Annotated in this window: 18 protein-coding genes; 5 read left to right on the top strand and 13 right to left on the bottom strand. The window is 73.1% G+C overall.

Going from position 1 to position 17,620, the window contains the following annotated elements:
• Positions 1-13: 13 nt before the first annotated feature.
• Together fdhD and ACH47Z_RS32305 are read right to left on the bottom strand one after the other, a co-directional pair.
• Complete coding sequence (gene fdhD / locus ACH47Z_RS32310; RefSeq protein ID WP_399080052.1) at positions 14-850, bottom strand: formate dehydrogenase accessory sulfurtransferase FdhD; 837 nt, start codon at positions 848-850, stop codon at positions 14-16.
• Positions 838-3,141, bottom strand: a complete 2,304-nt coding sequence (locus ACH47Z_RS32305; protein WP_399080050.1) for an FdhF/YdeP family oxidoreductase — start codon at positions 3,139-3,141, stop codon at positions 838-840. The genes fdhD and ACH47Z_RS32305 overlap by 13 nt, the downstream gene beginning before the upstream one ends.
• Positions 3,142-3,290: 149 nt before the next feature.
• On the opposite strand from ACH47Z_RS32305, the gene ACH47Z_RS32300 reads away from it, so the two are divergent.
• Positions 3,291-4,484: a molybdopterin molybdotransferase MoeA gene (locus ACH47Z_RS32300; protein ID WP_399080048.1), complete on the top strand. Its 1,194-nt coding sequence runs from the start codon at positions 3,291-3,293 to the stop codon at positions 4,482-4,484.
• 29 nt (positions 4,485-4,513) lie between these two features.
• Positions 4,514-4,885 carry a thioesterase family protein gene (locus ACH47Z_RS32295; RefSeq protein ID WP_399080046.1) on the top strand — a complete coding sequence of 124 codons (372 nt, stop codon included), beginning with the start codon at positions 4,514-4,516 and terminating at the stop codon, positions 4,883-4,885.
• A 10-nt stretch (positions 4,886-4,895) separates the two neighbouring features.
• On the opposite strand, the gene ACH47Z_RS32290 is transcribed toward ACH47Z_RS32295, so the two are convergent.
• The 3 genes from ACH47Z_RS32290 to ACH47Z_RS32280 all read right to left on the bottom strand — a co-directional run bounded on the left by ACH47Z_RS32290 (position 4,896) and on the right by ACH47Z_RS32280 (position 7,861).
• Positions 4,896-5,258, bottom strand: a complete 363-nt coding sequence (locus tag ACH47Z_RS32290; RefSeq protein WP_399080043.1) for an NUDIX domain-containing protein — start codon at positions 5,256-5,258, stop codon at positions 4,896-4,898.
• 92 nt (positions 5,259-5,350) lie between these two features.
• Entirely contained in the window at positions 5,351-6,232 is an 882-nt protein-coding gene (locus tag ACH47Z_RS32285; protein WP_399080041.1) for a diacylglycerol kinase family protein, read from the bottom strand.
• Positions 6,233-6,265: 33 nt separating this feature from the next.
• Positions 6,266-7,861, bottom strand: a complete 1,596-nt coding sequence (locus tag ACH47Z_RS32280) for an FAD-binding oxidoreductase (RefSeq protein WP_399080039.1) — start codon at positions 7,859-7,861, stop codon at positions 6,266-6,268.
• Positions 7,862-7,999: 138 nt separating this feature from the next.
• On the opposite strand from ACH47Z_RS32280, the gene ACH47Z_RS32275 reads away from it, so the two are divergent.
• Both ACH47Z_RS32275 and ACH47Z_RS32270 read left to right on the top strand, forming a co-directional pair.
• Entirely contained in the window at positions 8,000-8,599 is a 600-nt protein-coding gene (locus ACH47Z_RS32275) for a TetR/AcrR family transcriptional regulator (protein ID WP_399080036.1), read from the top strand.
• A complete protein-coding gene (locus ACH47Z_RS32270; protein ID WP_399080034.1) occupies positions 8,596-10,179 on the top strand; it encodes a glycerol-3-phosphate dehydrogenase/oxidase in 1,584 nt (527 codons plus the stop codon). Before ACH47Z_RS32275 ends, ACH47Z_RS32270 begins: the two co-directional genes overlap by 4 nt.
• Before the next feature lie 116 nt (positions 10,180-10,295).
• On the opposite strand, the gene ACH47Z_RS32265 is transcribed toward ACH47Z_RS32270, so the two are convergent.
• Both ACH47Z_RS32265 and ACH47Z_RS32260 read right to left on the bottom strand, forming a co-directional pair.
• Entirely contained in the window at positions 10,296-11,747 is a 1,452-nt protein-coding gene (locus ACH47Z_RS32265; protein WP_399080032.1) for a WGR domain-containing protein, read from the bottom strand.
• A gap of 120 nt (positions 11,748-11,867) precedes the next feature.
• Positions 11,868-12,524: a TetR family transcriptional regulator gene (locus ACH47Z_RS32260; RefSeq protein ID WP_399080029.1), complete on the bottom strand. Its 657-nt coding sequence runs from the start codon at positions 12,522-12,524 to the stop codon at positions 11,868-11,870.
• Positions 12,525-12,683: 159 nt separating this feature from the next.
• Between ACH47Z_RS32260 and ACH47Z_RS32255 the strand changes: the two genes are divergently transcribed.
• Positions 12,684-13,469 carry an SDR family NAD(P)-dependent oxidoreductase gene (locus tag ACH47Z_RS32255; protein ID WP_399080027.1) on the top strand — a complete coding sequence of 262 codons (786 nt, stop codon included), beginning with the start codon at positions 12,684-12,686 and terminating at the stop codon, positions 13,467-13,469.
• Here ACH47Z_RS32255 and ACH47Z_RS32250 read toward each other — a convergent pair.
• The 6 genes from ACH47Z_RS32250 to ACH47Z_RS32225 form a co-directional block, all read right to left on the bottom strand.
• Entirely contained in the window at positions 13,460-13,615 is a 156-nt protein-coding gene (locus ACH47Z_RS32250) for a hypothetical protein (RefSeq protein ID WP_399080024.1), read from the bottom strand. The genes ACH47Z_RS32255 and ACH47Z_RS32250 overlap by 10 nt on opposite strands.
• A gap of 125 nt (positions 13,616-13,740) precedes the next feature.
• On the bottom strand, positions 13,741-14,430 hold the full coding sequence (locus ACH47Z_RS32245; RefSeq protein ID WP_399080022.1) for a DUF6882 domain-containing protein: 690 nt from the start codon (positions 14,428-14,430) through the stop codon (positions 13,741-13,743).
• 55 nt (positions 14,431-14,485) lie between these two features.
• The gene (locus ACH47Z_RS32240; RefSeq protein ID WP_399080020.1) at positions 14,486-15,457 is read right to left on the bottom strand and encodes a threo-3-hydroxy-L-aspartate ammonia-lyase; all 972 of its coding nucleotides are present in this window, start codon (positions 15,455-15,457) and stop codon (positions 14,486-14,488) included.
• Positions 15,458-15,500: 43 nt separating this feature from the next.
• On the bottom strand, positions 15,501-16,142 hold the full coding sequence (locus ACH47Z_RS32235; RefSeq protein ID WP_399080328.1) for a transcriptional regulator: 642 nt from the start codon (positions 16,140-16,142) through the stop codon (positions 15,501-15,503).
• A gap of 125 nt (positions 16,143-16,267) precedes the next feature.
• Positions 16,268-17,254, bottom strand: a complete 987-nt coding sequence (locus tag ACH47Z_RS32230) for an aldo/keto reductase (protein WP_399080018.1) — start codon at positions 17,252-17,254, stop codon at positions 16,268-16,270.
• 119 nt (positions 17,255-17,373) lie between these two features.
• Entirely contained in the window at positions 17,374-17,613 is a 240-nt protein-coding gene (locus tag ACH47Z_RS32225) for a hypothetical protein (RefSeq protein ID WP_399080016.1), read from the bottom strand.
• Between the last annotated feature and the right edge of the window lie 7 nt (positions 17,614-17,620).

The raw sequence follows: 17,620 nt of genomic DNA, 5'->3' as shown, positions 1-17,620 counted from the left end.
GCGCGGGGAGCGGTCAGCCCGCCGGCTGGGGCGTGAGGCGCCCGGCGCCGGTGTAGACGTTCATCGACGTGCCGCGCAGGAAGCCGACCAGGGTCAGCCCGCTCTCGGCGGCCAGGTCCACGGCCAGCGAGGAGGGCGCCGAGACGGCCGCGAGCAACGGGATCCCGGCCAGTACGGCCTTCTGCACCAGCTCGAACGAGGCGCGCCCGCTGACCATCAGCACTGTCCCGCGCAGCGGCAGCAGACCTGACCGCAGAGCGTGCCCGACGACCTTGTCCACGGCGTTGTGCCGGCCCACGTCCTCGCGCAGACACAGCAGCTCGCCGTCGGCCGTGAACAGCCCGGCCGCGTGCAGTCCGCCGGTGCTGTCGAACACCCGCTGGGCCGCCCGCAGCCGCTCGGGCAGCGCGGTGAGCAGCTCCGGGCCCACGCTGAGCGGGTCCTCGGCCACGGACCATCGCCGCGCCATGCGCACCGCGTCCAGGCTCGCCTTGCCGCACAGACCGCACGAGGAGGTGGTGTAGAAGTTCCGCTCCAGCGACGCGGTGGGCAGGCTCACCCCGGCGGCCAGGGCGACGTCGACCACGTTGTAGGTGTTGCCGCCGTCCGCCGTGGCGCCCGCGCAGTACCGGATCCCGGTCACGTCACCGGCGGCGTGGACGACGCCCTCGCCGGCCAGGAACCCGGCCGCGAGGTCGAAGTCGTCGCCCGGGGTGCGCATGGTCACGGTGAGCGGGCGGCCGCCGACCCGGATCTCCATCGGTTCCTCGGCGGCCAGGGTGTCCGGCCGGTGCGCGGGCACACCGTCCCGGATGCGCAGCACCCGCCGTCGTACGGTCACGCGTCCCATGACGCCGCTCCGCTCGCGGGCTCCAGCCGGATCAGGACCCCTTTGGACGTGGGCGTGTTGCTGATGTCCGCGACGCTGTCCAGCGGTACCAGGACATTGGTCTCGGGGTAGTAGGAGGCGGCGGAGCCGCGACTGGTGGGGTAGGCGACGACCCGGAAGTCCTCCGCCCGGCGTTCTCGTCCGTCGTGCCAGACGGCGACCAGGTCCACCAGGTCGCGGTCGGCGAACCCGAGCGCCTGAAGGTCGTCGGGATTGACGAGCACGACCCGGCGGGCGTTGTGGATGCCGCGGTAGCGGTCGTTCATCGCATAGGGGATGGTGTTCCACTGGTCGTGCGAGCGCAGCGTCTGGAGCAGCAGATGACCCTCGGGGATGTCCGGCATCGTGAAGTCGTTGCGGGTGAAGACGGCCCTGCCGCTCGGGGTGCGGAAGACGCGCTCGTTGACCGGGTTGGGCAGCCGGAAGCCGCCGGGCCGCGCCACGCGGGCGTTGAAGTTCTCGAAGCCGGGGACGACGCGGGAGATGCGGTCGCGGACCGTGCCGTAGTCCGCCTCGAACTCCTCCCAGGGGATCGCCGGGGTGTCCCCCAGCGTCCTGCGGGCCAGCCGGCTGATGATCGCGACCTCGCTGAGCAGGTGCGGGGAGGCCGGGTCCAGCTTGCCGCGGGAGGCGTGGACCTCGCTCATGGAGTCCTCGACGGTGACGAACTGCTCGCCGGCCGCCTGGACGTCCCGGTCGCTGCGGCCGAGGGTGGGCAGGATGAGGGCGATGTCACCGCAGACCGTGTGGGAGCGGTTGAGCTTGGTGGAGATGTGCGCGGTGAGCCGGCAGCGTCGCATCGCCTCCTCGGTGACCAGGCTGTCCGGGGTGGCCCGCACGAAGTTGCCGGCGACGCCGAGGAACACCTTGGCGGTGCCGTCGCGCATGGCCCGGATGCTGTCGACCGAGTCCAGTCCGTGCCGCGCGGGCGGGGTGAAGCCGAACTCGCGCTCCAGGGCGTCGAGGAACGGCTGGGGCATCCGCTCCCAGATGCCCATCGTGCGGTCGCCCTGCACATTGGAGTGACCGCGAACCGGGCACACGCCCGCGCCGGGCCGGCCGATGTTGCCGCGCAGCAGAAGGAAGTTGACGACCTCGCGGATGGTGGGGACGCCGTGCTTGTGCTGGGTGAGGCCCATGGCCCAGCAGACGATGATCTTCTTGCTGCGCAGGACACGGTCGTGGACGGCCTCGATCTCCTCGCGGGTGAGACCGGTCGCGGCGAGGATGTCCTCCCAGGCGGTCTTCCGGGCCTGGTCGGCGAAGTCGGCGAAGCCGGTGGTGTGGGCGCTGATGAAGGCGTGGTCGAGGACGGTGCCCGGGCGTTCGTCCTCGGCCTCCAGCAGCAGCCGGCCCAGCGCCTGGAACAGGGCGAGGTCGCCGCCGGGCCGGATCTGGAGGAACTGGTCGGCGATCGCGGTGCCCCGGCCGATGATCCCGCGTGCCTTCTGCGGGTGCTTGAAGCGGAGGAGACCGGCCTCGGGCAGCGGGTTGACGGCGATGACCTTGCCGCCGTTGCGCTTGGTCTCCTCCAGCGCGGACAGCATGCGCGGATGGTTGGTACCCGGGTTCTGTCCGACGACGAAGACCAGGTCGGAGGTGTGGATGTCGTCCAGCGAGACGCTGCCCTTGCCGATGCCGAGCGTCTCCATCAGCGCGGACCCGCTCGACTCGTGGCACATGTTGGAGCAGTCCGGCAGGTTGTTGGTGCCGTAGGCGCGGGCGAAGAGCTGGAGCAGGAACGCGGCCTCGTTGCCCACCCGGCCGGAGGTGTAGAAGAGGGCCTCGTCCGGGGAGTCCAGCCGGCGCAGCTCGTCGGCGAGCACGCCGAGGGCCTCGTCCCAGCCGACGGGTTCGTAGTGCTCGGCGCCGGGCCGCTTGATCATGGGCTCGGTGAGCCGGCCCTGCTGGTTGAGCCAGTAGTCCGACGTGGCACCGAGTTCCGCGATCGAGTACCGGCGGAAGAAGTCGGCGGTGACGCGGCGCGTGGTGGCCTCGTCGCTGATGTGCTTGGCGCCGTTCTCGCAGTATTCGTTGAGGTGCCGCTTGCCCGCCGCGGGCTCGGGCCAGGCGCAGCCCGGGCAGTCGATTCCCTTGGCCTGGTTGATGTTCAGCAGGGTCAGCGCGGTGCGTCGTACGGACGTCTGCTCCAGGGAGTACGTCAGCGCGTGGGTGACCGCCGGCACACCGGTGGCCCAGCGCTTGGGCCGGGTGACCGACAGATCGTCTACGGGGTCCTCGATGCCGCTCATGATCCGGCAGCATCCGCCCCGTTACGGAGAGAAGTCAAAGAGGTGTTTTCGATGAGCCGATAAGCGGCGGTTATCAGATGAGCGGCGCCTATGGGCCGACAGACAACCCCTCTTTGACTTCGCCGGATGCCTGATCGACGATGATCCGCATGACGGCAACCCGGAGCTGGGAGCGGGCCCGCTCGATCGCCCGGTCCTGCGCCGGGCAGCCGCTGCCCGCCGTTCCCCGCACCCTCGCCGACGCACTCGGCCACGCGCTGGCCGAACCGCTCGTCGCGCTCACCGACCTGCCGTCGTTCGACACCGCCGCGATGGACGGCTGGGCCGTGGCCGGACCGGGCCCGTGGCGGCTGGGCGGTGCCGCGGTCCTCGCCGGCGGGAAGCGCGGACCGCTCGGCCGGGACACGGCCGTCCCCATCGCCACCGGCGCCCCGGTACCGCCCGGCGCCACCGCCGTACTGCGCCGCGAACACGGCGAGGCGGACCCCCGGCAGGATCTGCTGTACGACCGCTCCCCCGGGCCGGTGTGCGAGGGGCAGGACATCCGGCCGCGCGGCCAGGAGTGCCGCTCCGGCGAGCCGCTGCTGCCCGCCGGCACCACCGTGACCGCACGCGTCCTGGGCCTCGCGGCGGCAACCGGGTACGACCGGCTGACCGTGCACCGCCGCCCGAGCGTCGAACTGCTCGTCCTCGGCGACGAGTTGCTCGAGCAGGGCGTGCCGCGCGGCGGACGGGTCCGGGACGCGCTCGGCCCGCTGCTGTCGCCGTGGCTGCACGGCAGCGGTGCCGAGCTGATCGGCCATCACCGGGTCGCGGACGACCTCGGCCCGCTCCGGGAGGCCGTACGCCGCTCGCCCGCCGACGTCGTGATCACGACGGGCAGCACCGCCGCGGGACCCGTGGACTTCCTGCACGACACACTCCGGGCGCTGGGTGCCCGGCTGCTCGTCGACTCCGTCGCGGTACGGCCCGGCCATCCCATGCTGCTCGCCGAGCTGCCGGCCACCGCCGACGGCCGGGCGCGCCGGCTGGTCGGCCTGCCCGGCAATCCGCTGGCCGCGGTGGCCGGCCTCGTCACGCTGGCCGAGCCCCTGCTGCGCCGCCTCGGCGGCCACCGCGACACCGGCCCGGTCCGGCTGACGGCCGCCGCCGCACTGCCGGGCCACCCCCGCGACACCCGGCTGCTGCCCGTGTGCACCGCCGGGCACGAGGTGACACCGCTGCCGTTCGACGGTCCGGCGATGCTGCGCGGCCTCGCCCTGGCGGACGCCCTCGCGGTGGTCCCACCGGGTGGTGTGCCGGCAGGCGGCACCGTGGAAGTGGCGGAGCTGCCCGGCCGGTGAGCCCGGCTCGCTGGAAGTAGCGTGAGGTCATGCGCCATGAGGTGACCGATGACGACACCGCGGCGGTGATGGGCAGCGGTGACGTGCCCGTTCTCGCCACGCCCCGGCTGATCGCGTGGCTGGAGGCGGCCACCGTACGGGCCGCCGCCCCCTTCACCGGGGCCGGTCAGACCACCGTCGGTACCGAGGTGCGGGTGCGGCACCTGCGGGCCACGCGGGTGGGCGGCCGGGTGGAGGTGAGCGCACAGCCCCTGCCCTCGGCCACCGACCGGCGGCTGACCTTCCTGGTGCGGGCCACGGACGGCTCGGGCCGACTGGTCGCCACGGGCGAGATCGACCGTGCGGTCGTGGACCGGCGGCGCTTCCTGGCGCAGGCGCCCGACCCGGCGGCGGACCGCTGACCGGCGCGTTTCACACCGGCGTGTGGCCCGCGACATAGGCGCGTACGACCGCCGGCAGATCGGCGTCGGCGGTCTCGGCGAGGGAAGCCCAGCGCAGCCGCTCCGGCGCGAGACTCGCCCCGTCGGAGGGGGATTCGCTGAGCAGTTGGCAGACCACCGCCGTGGCCCCGTCGTCGGGGGCCAGGCTCTCGGTGCCGTCGACGAGGTAGCCCGTGAGCTCGTAGACGACGCGTGCCGCGGTGGCCTCGGCCGGCTCGGCGGGTTGGGGGGTTCCCGACGGCAGTCTCCAGCCGTCGCCCTGCTCCGCCAGCAGCAGCCGTCCGTCGTACAGGACCAGCGCCTGCACCATGCCCTCCGCGGGCTCCAGTGTCATGGCCGACCAACCCCTCCCCCGGCGCGTTCGGCCAGGTTCTCCTCCCCTACCCATGACCGTGCGGTCATGCACGGACGCCGCGTCATTTCAGGTCAGTACAGCACCGGCAGGTCTCCCGGCCGCACCCGCACGGTCACCGGCAAGGTGGCCTCGACCTCGCCGTCGGCGCCGTAGTAGACGGGCCGGGTCGCCTCGATGCGCAGTTCCCTGCCGCGCAGGACGCGCACCTCGGGGCGGTGGACGTGGCCGCCGGTCTTCAGCTCGTTCATGAGGGCGAAGAACAGCCGGCGCGGTGCCTCGCGGATCAGGACGATGTCCAGCAGTCCGTCGTCGACGCGTGCGTCGGGGGCGATGAGCCGACCGGAGCCGTAGTAGGGGGAGTTGGCGGCTACGACGGTGTAGCCGCGGTGGGTGTGTTCCTCACCGTCGACGGTGAGGCGGTAGTCGGCCGCGCGCCAGGTGGTGACGGCGCGCAGACCGCCCGCGTAGTAGGAGGCCGCTCCGCGCAGCAGCCGGGCGTGGTTGGCATGCCGGTTGGCCACGGCGTCCACCCCGGCGTAGACGCTGCCCAGCACGACGGTGCGCTCGTGGACGGCCGACTCCACCTCGATGGTGTCGACCGGCCGGGGCTCGGCGTGCAGCAGGAGGTCGGCGAGCGCGGACGGGTCGGAGGGCAGGTTCAGGGCGCGGGCGAAGTCGTTGCCGCGTCCCGCGGGCACCAGGCCGAGGACGGCTCCCGTGTCGCTCAGCGCGCCGCCGATACCGCCGGCGATGCCGTCGCCGCCGACGGCCAGCACGATCCGCCCACGCTGGCCGGCCCGGCGGGCGATGTCCTGGGCGTGGGCGAGGCTGTGGCTGTACTCCGTCTCCAGCTCGGCCCCGGCCTCGCGCAGCAGCCGGGCCAGGTGCAGCAGGGTCGCCGCCGCGGTGGAGCCGCCCGCGGTGGGGTTGACGACGGCGGTGAACTGTCGCATCGGTGTGCCTCCGGGGTCGGTCGGCGGGTCAGGTCAGTTGATGGGGGGCAGCAGGACGCCCGGGTTGAGGAGGCCCTCGGGGTCCAGGCGGCGTTTCACGGCGCGCAGGGCCGAGATGCCGAGCGGTCCGGCCTCACGGACGTACCAGTCGCGGTGGTCGGTGCCGACGCCGTGGTGGTGGGAGATGGTGCCGCCGGCGGCGAGCACGGCCTCGTTGGCCGCGTGCTTGGCGGGCTCCCAGTGGGCCACGGGGTCCTCGCCCTGGGCACTGACGACCGTGAAGTACAGCGAGGCGCCGTTCTCGTACACATGGGAGATGTGGCACATCACCAGCGGCGGGGTGCCGGCCTCGGTGAGGGTGTCGGTCAGCGCGCCGCGCACGGCGCTGTGGAGGCCGGGGATGCGGGACCAGAAGGCCGCGGTCTCCAGGGTCTCCGCGAAGGCACCGACGTCGAGCAGTGCGTCGCGCAGGTAAGGCGCCGAGAAGCGGCCGTGGGCCCAGCGCTCGCCCGGTTCGACGCCGACGAGGGTGCCGCCGCAGGCGGTGAGGACGGCGGCGGCCTGCTGCCGGCGCCGCTCGGTGTCCTCGGCCGTGCCCTCGTACCCGGTGATGGCCAGGCAGCCGGCCTGGCTCTGGCTCAGGTCGCCGCCGATGGCGTCGGGTTGGGCGAGGCCGATGAGGGTCTCGGTCTCGTCGGACAGGCGCAGCACGGTCGGCCGGGGTCCGTCCTGGGCGAGTCGGCGCAGGGCGGTGGCGCCCTCCTCGAACGAGGCGAACCGCCAGCCCTCGTAGACGCGTACCTGGGGCAGCGGGCGGATCCGTACGGTGACGGAGGTGATGACGCCGAAGGCGCCCTCGGAGCCGAGGATCAGCTGGCGCAGGTCGGGTCCGGCGGCGGAGCGCGGGGCGCGGCCGGTCTCGATCGTGCCCTCGGGCGTGGCGAGGGTCAGGCCGAGGACCATCTCGTCGAAGCGGCCGTACCCGGCGGACGCCTGGCCGCTGGAGCGGGCCGCGGCGAAGCCGCCGATGGTGGCCCACTCGAAGGACTGCGGGAAGTGGCCGAGGGTGAAGCCGTGTTCGGCGAGCAGGGCCTCGGCCTCGGGGGCGCGCAGGCCGGGCTGGAGGACGGCGGTGCGCGAGACGGGGTCCAGGTCGAGCAGGCCGTTCATACGGCGCAGGTCCAGGGCGATGAACGCGGTGCGCTGCGGGGCGAGTCCGCCGACGACCGACGTGCCGCCGCCGAAGGGGACGACGGCGAGGCCGTGTTGGGCACAGGCGCGCAGGACGGTGAGGACCTCGTCGTGGGAGCCGGGCAGTACGACGGCCTGCGGGACGTCGGTGACGTCTCCGGCGCGGATGCGCAGCAGGTCGGGGGTGGACTTGCCGCGGGTGTGCCGGATGCGGCTCTCGCCGTCGGTGCGGACGTGCTCCTCGCCGCCGACCGCTTCGGCGAGCGCCTTGAGCGCGCCCGGGGAGGCCGTGGTGGCGGGCAGGCGGATGTCCTCGAGGGAGAGGGCGGGGGTGCTGCGGGGCTTGACGCCGAGCAGGTCGCGCAGCAGCCCGGTCACCGAGTCGGGCAGGGGTGCCGCCTTGGCCGGGTCGCCCCAGCCGTTCCACAGCATGTCCATTGAACGGTCGTCCTCACAGGTCGGTGTGCTCGGTTCGGTGCTCGGTGTATTCGATGTGCTCGGTTCGCGCGACGGCCCGGCGGCCGTTGCCCGGGAGGTCTTCTCCTGCCCGGCCCCCGGGGCGTTACACTGTGACACATGACGCCTATTCGTCACAACGGTTCGGACAACGATCACGTGCTCGACGCGGTGCGCGACTGTGTGCTGGCCGTCGGAGTCCGCCGCACCACCCTCGCCGACGTGGCCCGCCGCGCCGGGGTCTCCCGGATGACGCTGTACCGGCGCTGGCCCGACCTGCGGACCCTGGTGGGCGACCTGATGACCCGCGAGTGGATCGACGTGGCCACCCGGGCGATCCCCGAGGCGGCCGACGGCACCGGCGCGCGCACCCGGATCGTGGACGGACTGGTGGCGGGGGTCGAGGCGTTCCGGGCGCATCCCCTCTTCCGCAAGATCATCGATGTCGATCCGGAGCTGCTGCTGCCGTATGTGCTCGACCGGCGCGGAGCGAGCCAGGAGGCGCTGCTGGCGCTGCTGGCCGACGCGCTGCGCGAGGGCCACGCGGACGGCTCCGTGCGTGTCGGCCATGTCGAACGGCAGGCCCGCGCGGTGCTGTTGACCGTGCAGTCCTTCACCCTGTCCCTGCGCACGATGACCGACGAGGACGATCCGGAGCTGGACTCCGCCGCCTTCCTCGGCGAGTTGCGCACCCTCCTGGAGAGGATCCTCACGCCATGAGCCGCACCAGGACCGACACCGGCTCGTCGCTCAGCGCAGGACGACGGGCCCGGGAACTGACCGAGGCCACGGACGGCAGGGTGGTGGACGTCCTGGTCGTCGGGCTCGGCGCCACGGGTGCGGGAGTCGCGCTGGACGCGGCGGCCCGCGGGCTGGACGTGGTCGCGGTGGACGCCCATGACCTGGCCTTCGGCACCTCGCGCTGGAGCTCGAAGCTCATCCACGGCGGGCTGCGTTATCTGGCCTCCGCGCAGTTCGACGTCGCGCACGAGAGCGCGGTCGAGCGCGGGGTGCTGATGACCCGTACGGCCCCGCACCTGGTGGCCGCCCAGCCGTTCGTCCTGCCGCTGACCCCGCTGGTGTCCCGGGCCCAGGCCTCGCTGGCGTGGGCGGGGTTCCGCGCCGGGGACATGCTGCGGCTGGCCGCCCGGACCCCGCGGCGGATCCTGCCCGCCCCGCACCGGCTCACGGCGACGGAGGCCCGGCATCTGGCGCCCTCGGTGCGCCCGGCCGGGCTGCGCGGCGGACTGCTGTCCTGGGACGGCAAGGTGACCGACGACGCCCGGCTGGTCACCGCCCTGGCCCGGACGGCCGCCGCGCACGGCGCACGGGTGCTGACCCGGGTCCGGGCACTGGAGCTGACCGGAACGGGCGCCCGGATCCGCGACGAACTCACCGGCGAGGAAGGCGAGATCAGGGCCCGCGCCGTCATCAACGCGAGCGGGGTGTGGGCGGGCGACCTCGTCGAGGGCATCCGGATCCGGCCCTCCCGCGGCACCCATCTGGTCCTGCGCTCGGAGCGGCTCGGCGCCCTGCCGGCCGGCCTGCACATCCCGATCCCCGGCGAGACCAACCGCTTCGTGCTGGTCCTGCCCCAGGGCGACGGCCGGGTGTACGTCGGCCTCACCGACGAGCCGGTCGAGGACGGCATCCCCGACGTCCCCGAGGTGCCCGAGACCGACATCGGCTTCCTGCTGGACGTCCTCGGCTCGGTCCTGGACACCCCGGTGACCCGGGACGAGGTCGTCGGCGCCTTCGCGGGCCTGCGCCCCCTGCTGGACGCGTCCGCGCACGACGGCCGCGACGGCGCTCCGGCCCGCACCTCCGACATCTCCCGCCGGCACGCGGTGCTGACGTCCCCCGACGGTGTCACGACGATCGTCGGCGGCAAGCTCACCACCTACCGGCGGATGGCGCAGGACGCCGTGGACGCCGCGACCGCAGCCCGGGGCCTGCCCGCCGCTCCCTCCCCCACCGCCGCGCTGCCGCTGGTCGGCGCCGCCGCCCCCGCCCGGCTGCGCGCCCTTTCCGCACCGCCCCGGCTGGTCCGCCGCTACGGCACCGAGGCCGAGGCCGTCCACGCCCTCGCGGCCGGGCACCCCGCCCTGGCCGAACCGGTGCTCCCGGGCCACCCGGTCACCCGTGCCGAACTGCTGTGGGCGGTCCGGCACGAGGGCGCCCTGGACGCGTCCGACCTCCTGGACCGCCGCACCCGCATCGGCCTGGTTCCCGAGGACCGCACCGAGGCACTCGCCGCGGCCCGGGAGGTGCTGGCGCAGGAGGCGGCCGTACGACCCTGAGCCGCCGGCCGGTACGGGGCGGGCCAGGGGTTCACGTCACGGACGACCGCCCCGAAGTGCCCACCGTGGGCACCGGAGACAGTTGTACGGCAGTGAACGGGCCGTTCAGGGGTGGGTCACAGCAGGCGGCGGATGTCGCCGCGGACGCGGTAGAAGCCGCCGGCCGCCGGGTGCAGGGCGTCCACGACGTAGCGGGCGCCCGGCTCGCGTATCGCGCGCGGGAACTGGACGTTCCAGGAGGTGTCGTAGCCCGCGGACACCACGTGCACCCGCATCCGGCCGCCCTGCTGGACGCACTCGACCACGATCGCTCCGGCGGGAGCCTGGGCCACGGTGGTCACCTCGGCCATGGCGGTGGCGGGGGCGTACGTCGGCAGGGCGGCGGCGAGTTTGATGTCCCGCGCCACCGGCACCGTGCCCTGCTGGGCCGCGGAGATGGCCGCCTCGCTCGCGTCGACGCAGACCAGCGAACCGTCGGTCGTCACCAGGTACAGCCGCTCGTCGCGGTACTGCATCGACAGCGCCGAGCCGCCGCCCGTGCCGAGCTTCCACAGGCGCGTGCCGTCCTGGTCGAAGCAGTACACGGACGAGGCGGAGTCCCCGGCGAAGACGAACCGGCCGCCCGGGGACGTGGCGCACGAGTACACCGCGCTGTCGCAGGCGTACGTCGCCTCGATCGCGCCCGTGGCCTTCGACAGCCGCTGGACCACCCGGTGTCCGGTGCCCGCGTAGACGGCGTCGTCCTCCTGCCAGCCGAACAGCACACTGCCGCGGGTGTCCGTGTGCCACAACTCGCCGCCGCCGTCGGGCGCGTAGGCGGTGACGCCCCGGTGGTGGCCGTGGTAGACGGCCCGGTCGTCGGCGCGGACCATCCAGGCGTGCTCGCCCCGGCTGCGGCGGGCCCACTGGTGTTCGTCCTCGTGGTCGATGACGGTGAGCCGGCCGGCGCGGTCCGACACGTTGAGGATGCCCTCGTGGATGTCCAGCCAGAAGATGTCGACGTCGGCGGCGATGTCGTACGCGGCGAACGGGAGCTTGGAGGACAGGTCGTAGACCTTGCCGTCGTCGCAGCCGGCGTAGATCCAGAAGTCGTCGGCGACCAGGCACTTCACGCCGTCCGGCAGGCTGCACCGGGCCAGCAGGGCGCCCTCGTGGTCCAGGGTGTAGACGTCACCGGCCTGGTTGCCCACCCAGCAGCGGTCGTCGTCGACGTGGATGCCGAAGGCGGCGGAGCCGGTGCGGAAGCGCCACAGCACGGGCGCCACCGCCCGCGCGGTCGACGGGGCCGAGGTGACCTGACGCCGGGTCACCGCGCGCGGGGCACGCTGTCCCTGGACAGCCGGGGCGTATCCCTTGCGGACCTTCTCGCCCACCTTCTTCGCGGCGGCCGCCTTCGCCTTCTCGGCGGTCGGGAACGTCGTCGTCTGGATCTGCCCGGCCGCGCCGATCCTGCCGTACCGCACCGTCACCACCAGGGCGTCGACGGTCACCTCGTAGAACTTGTGGGCGCCGCCGCCCTCCTGAGACAGCTCCAGATACGTCGTCGACACCGCGGACGCCGTGGACATGGCAGACCCCTCCCCAGGGCGGACCCGCGGCCGTTCCGGCAGGTCCTCTCACTGATCACACCGTAAGGCCGACCACTGACAACGGTCCGGACCCGACGGCTGCGGCTGACGGAGCCGGTCCTACTCCCCGGCCAACGCGCCCATTCCGCCGAGCAGTTGGCGCAGACAGTCGAGCGCGAGGGCGGCCGGGGAACCCTCGCCCGTGACGCCGGCCTCCGTCTCGGCCCAGGTCTCCAGGGCGATACGGATGGCGTCGGTGGCGGCGGCCGCGATCAGGCGTACCCGCACCGCTTCGAGTCGTCCGTCGGCGAGGCGGGCGACGACCGGTACGAGGCGTTCCTCGGACTCCTGGTTGACGCGGTACCACACCGCGCGCAGCGCGGGATCGCCGGCGGCCGCCCGCAGCAGACCCCGGGTCCGCAGCAGCGCCTGTGCGGCGTTCTCGTCCGGCGCCGCGAGCGACTGTTCCACCGCCGTCTCCAGGGCCCGGGACAGCCCACTGCCCGGCTCGGCCGCCTCCAGCAGGGCCCGCCAGCGGTCGGCTCCGGCGGCGAGCAGCGGGCTCACCGCGTCCTGCTTGGAGCGGAAGTACCGGTAGAAGGTCCGCAGCGCGACCCCCGCATGCCGGGCGATCTCCTCGGCCGTCGTCGCGTGCGGGCCCTGTACGGCGAAGAGCTCGGCGGCCGCGTGCGCGATCTCGAGCTGGGTGGCCGCCTTGCGGCGCTCGGTCAGGGAGGTGGGCGGCGCGCTGCTCGCCCCGGACGGCTTGGTGCTCACCCCAGAAGGGTACGGCTCGGCACCCTTGGATGGCACACGGTGACGTAATGGCAAAACATGCCATGAAGGCGTAACGTGAATGCATGGGGACGTCGGCGGGCAGGAGATCCGGCGTCGCGTAGGCCCCGCCGTACCCCGACGGGACGGGCAGGAGAAGACATGAACCGCTACGAAGGCCGCCGCGCACTGATCACCGGGGGCGGCTCGGGCATCGGCCAGGCCACCGTGCTGCGCCTCCTCGCCGAGGGCGGCACCGTCGTGGCCGCCGACGTGAGCGAGCGGGGTCTGAAGGACACGGTGGAGAAGGCGGGGGCGAACGCGGACCGTCTGACCACGCTCGTCGTGGACATCGCCGACGAGACCTCCGTGCGCGAGGGCGTCGCCGCCGCGGTCTCGGCGCTCGGCGGCCTCGACGTGCTGGTCAACGCGGCCGGGATCCTGCGCTCCTCGCACACCCACGAGACGAGCCTTGCGGACTTCACCCGCATCCTGCAGGTGAACCTCGTCGGCACCTTTCTGGTCATCCGTGAGGCCATACCGGCGCTGCTGGAGGGCCGGGACGCGGCGGTCGTCAACTTCAGCTCCACCTCGGCCGTGTTCGCGCACCCCTACATGGCGGCGTACGCGGCGAGCAAGGGCGGGATCCAGGCCATGACCCACGCCCTCGCCGCCGAGTACGCGCAGCGGGGCATCCGCTTCACCGCCGTCCAGCCCGGCTCCATCTCCTCCGGCATGACCGACGGCAGCGGCGCCAGCGGGCAGAGCGCCGGGCCGGGGCTGCCCTCGGACGCCGACCTGATGCTGTTCGCCAAGCTCTCCCCGGCGCTCGGCCAGGGCTTCGCCGGCCCGGAGACGGTGGCCTCCGTCGTCGCCATGCTCGCCTCGGAGGACGGCAGGTTCATCACCGGCACCGAGGTCCGCATCGACGGCGGCACTCACTTCTGAGCAGCGGCCGGCAACGCGTCAGGCGAGGGCGCCCTCGCCGTGGAGGCCGGGTCGAGATGGCTGGTCGGCTCGTGCAGCAGCAGTGCGCCGTCGGCGCAGGCCGGCTCGCCCGACGCCCGTTCGGGCAGCCCGGGCCCGGCCGCCATCCGGGCCGGACACGCCGCAGAAGCCGGGCGTCGGCGGGGGCGGCGGCACGGAAGTCCCGGGCGAGACAGCCGACCGGCAGGGCCTGCGTGATCGCACCAGCGGCGAGCAGCTTGAGGACCTGCTGTCAGGGCCGCACCTTGACCGCGACCCCCGCGATCCGGCCGGCCGTGTCGAAGTCGATCTCGGCCTCGCTGCCGCCGGGCAGGGTGGCGATGATCCGGTCGGTCTCGGTGCGCCGGGGCAGGCCGTGGTGGTCGAAGTACCCGGCAACGACATGCCTCGCGGAGCGGCCGATCAGTCCGGCGCCGGTGAGGAGGGTCCGGGGCAGGGTGACCGGGTCGACTCCCGGGCGCGGGACGCGCGGGTCGTCGGGGAGGAAGTAGACCTGGGTGTCGCCGCCCGCGGGAACGCCGATGTAGCCGGGTGCGCCGGCCACTCCCATGCCGGTGAAGGCAACCGTCTCCGCCGCGCGCCGCGGGTCGGCGAAACCGGACAGGTCCAGAACCTCCGCGGTCAGTTCGGGGATGCCGTGCGCCCGTCCGTACGCCTCGATCGCGCCGGTCGCCGCCACCACCTCGGTGCCCCGCAGCCCCGGGTTCGCCCAGCCCCACATCCAGGACCGCTCGGCCATGTCGTACGTACCCAGCACCGCCACCCGCAGGGTCGACTCCCCCTGCTGGTAGCGGCAGGACGGCAGATCGGCGCTCCACGGCCCCTCGGGCAGGAACGCGGTCAGGGCCTCCAGCTGGGCCGCGCCCCAGGCCGCATGCCGTTCGGCCTCCAGCAGGAACGCGTCACTGAACTCACTCGTCATGCCCCGACCCTAGGAGACGGCCGCGACGACGCTACGGTGAGGTCCGCCGCAGCCGTCAGGCACCACTGAGCAGTTCGGTGAACCGCTCGGTGTCGATGTTGCCGCCGGAGGCGATGACGCCGATGCGGGGCGGGAGCTTCCCGACACGGCCCGCCAGGAGTGCGGCCAGGCCGGAGGCGCCGCTGGGCTCGAGGACGATCTTCAGGCGTTCGAAGGCGAACCGCATGGCGGTGATGATCTCCGCGTCGCTGACCAGCGAAATGCCGTCCACCAGGCGCTGGTTGAGGGCGAACGTGATCTCGCCGGGTGTGGGCAGAGCCTGTCCGTCGGCGATCGTCAGGGGCACGGGTTGGGTGACGCGGGTGCCGCTCTCCAGCGAACGCTTGGTGTCGTCCCCCGCCTCGGGCTCCACACCGACGATCCGGATGCCGGGGTACAGCGCCTTGGCGGCGGTGGCGCAGCCGGCGATGAGCCCGCCGCCCCCGACGGGCACGACGAGGGCGTCCAACGGGCCGGTCTCCTGCAGGAGTTCGAGGGCCGCGGTGCCCTGGCCGGCGATGACGTGGGGGTGGTCGTAGGGCGGGATGAGGGCCAGCCCGCGGTCCTCGGCCAGGGCCTCGCCGAGCGCGGTGCGGTCCTGGGTGTAGCGGTCGTAGGTGACGATCTCGGCGCCGTACCCTTCGGTCGCCGCGCGCTTGGAGCGCGGGGCGTCCTCGGGCATCAGGATCACGGCGCTGGTGCCGAGTTCGCGGGCGGCGAGGGCGGTGGCCTGGGCGTGGTTGCCGGAGGAGTAGGCGGCGATGCCCTTGGCCAGTTGCTCCGGGGAGAGCTGGGCGGCCGCGTTGTAGGCGCCGCGGAACTTGAAGGCGCCGACCCGCTGGAAGTTCTCGCACTTGATGAACAGCTCGGCGCCGACGAGGGAGTTCAGTGTGCGCGAGGTGAGGACGGGGGTGCGGCGGGCGACGCCTTCGAGGCGTGCGGCGGCGGCACGGACGTCGTCGAAGGTGACGGGCGGAACGGCAGCCATGGAGTGATCCTCTCCTGGTGTGTCATCGCGCGTGGTCGGTGCTTCATTTCGCGTAGTTGTAGACAGTGGCCCGGGAGACGCCGAGCAGATCCGCGATGGTCTGCGCGGCATCGCGCGAGTCGAAGTAGCCGTCCTGGTACAGCTGGCGTACGAGCGCCTTCTTGTCCTCCCGGCTCAGGGAGCGCGGAGTGGCGCCGCGCTGGGCGGACAGTGTCTCCACCGCCTCGCGGAGTTCGCGGGCGGTGCGGTCGCGCAGGGTCTCCAGCGGGCGGTCGCCGTGCGTGGTGTCGGTGGCGACGAGGTTGGACAGGGCGAGTGTCACGGGTGACAGGACGGAGATGTCGAGGTTCAGACACAGGGCCGCGACGTACTCCCCCGCGGCGTTCTTGATACCGATGGAGGTGCTCTTCGCGGGGCGGCCGTCCGGGAAGCGGTTGGGGTAGTTCTGGATGACGCCGGGGTACTCCGGGTCGGCGATCCGGGCCAGCCCCAACTCCGTGGTGGAGTCGCCTATCTGACGTCCTGACAGATTGTTCTCGATCACCCGGATCGCATGCCGGGGGTCGCGCAGATCGTGCAGCACCACCTCGCACAGCCCCGGGAACATCCGGCCCAGGGCGAGGGCGATCTTCTCGGCTTCCCGGATGAGATGCTCGTCCGAGCCTGTCTCCACCTCGCTCACCAGCTCCCCATCTGAACTTGGACTATTTTTCCAATCCTATACAGGTAGTCTAAAAACAACGACGCCCGTCTGTCCAGGTACCGGGCGGACGGGCGTCGGTGCGAGGGCGGCCAGGGCGGCCGGATTACTCAGTGGCCGCTGACGCCGCGGGGTGTGTACGGCTGTTCCAGCTCTCGGACCTCTTCGTCGGTGAGCCGGAGGTCGAGCGCGGCGAGCGCGTCCTGGAGGTGGTGCGGCTTGGTGGCGCCGACGATGGGGGCGGTGACACCGGGGCGGGAGGCGACCCAGGCCAGGGCCACCTGGGCCCGTGGGACACCGCGGCGCTCGGCGATCGCCGCGACGGCGTCGACGATGCGCTTGTCGTCCGGCTGGTAGAGGGTGCGGCCGTAGGCGTCCGTCTCGCCGCGCGCGCTGCTCTCGTCCCAGTCGCGGGTGAGCCGGCCGCGGGCGAGCGGGCTCCACGGGATCACGCCGACGCCCTGGTCGGCGCAGAGCGGCAGCATCTCCCGCTCCTCCTCGCGGTAGAGCAGGTTGTAGTGGTTCTGCATGCTGACGAACGTCGTCCAGCCCGCCAGCTCGGCGGTGTGCTGCAGCTTGGCGAACTGCCACGTGTACATCGAACTCGCCCCGATGTAGCGGGCCTTGCCCGCCCTGACGACGTCGTGCAGCGCCTCCATCGTCTCCTCGACCGGGGTGTGGGGGTCGAAGCGGTGGATCTGGTAGAGGTCGACGTAGTCGGTGCCGAGGCGGCGCAGGCTGTGGTCGATCTCGGTCATGATCGCCTTGCGGGACAGCCCCGACCGGTTGGGGCGCTCGCTGCGCGCCGCGCCGTCCGCCACGGCGAAGAACACCTTGGTGGCGATCACGACGTCCTCGCGCCGGATCATCTCCCCGAGCGCCTTGCCGACGATCTCCTCGCTGGTGCCGGCGGAGTAGCTGTTGGCGGTGTCGAAGAAGGTGACCCCCGCGTCCAGCGCCTGGCGGATGAGCGGGCGAGCCGCATCCTCGGGCAGGGTCCACGGGTGCGGACCCCGGTCGGGGGCGCCGTAGCTCATACAGCCCAGCGCCAGACGCGAGACCTCCAGGCCGCTCGTGCCGAGCTTGACGTACTCCATGGTTCGCTTCCCCTCGTCGGTGTGGTCCCGCCGGCGCGCCGGGGCGCGTGTCCGAGGACGGGGCGGGCCTGCTCCGTGAGCACGATCATGATCGTATCGGGGCGCGTACGGCGACGGGATCAGCGGTTTCCCGCGAGCAGCCCGGAGACAAGCACCCACAGCCCCTGCCGGCAGGTGTCCTGCGCGGCGAGGGTCGGCCGATCGGCCAGGGCGGCGAGGCCGGACGACTGCCGCGGGTCGAGGGCGTCGAAGACGGTGTCGCGGTGCATCGGCGTGGCGTCGGCCGCCCAGCCGCCGTGCGGCCGTGGTGCGGACGACGACCTCGCCGACGGTGCAGTACCAGACGGTCCGGTGGACATGGACAGC

It is taken from the genome of Streptomyces sp. NPDC020192 (genome assembly GCF_044388685.1).
Taxonomy (GTDB): Bacteria; Actinomycetota; Actinomycetes; order Streptomycetales; family Streptomycetaceae; genus Streptomyces.
This window is presented reverse-complemented; position numbering and strand designations above follow the sequence as displayed.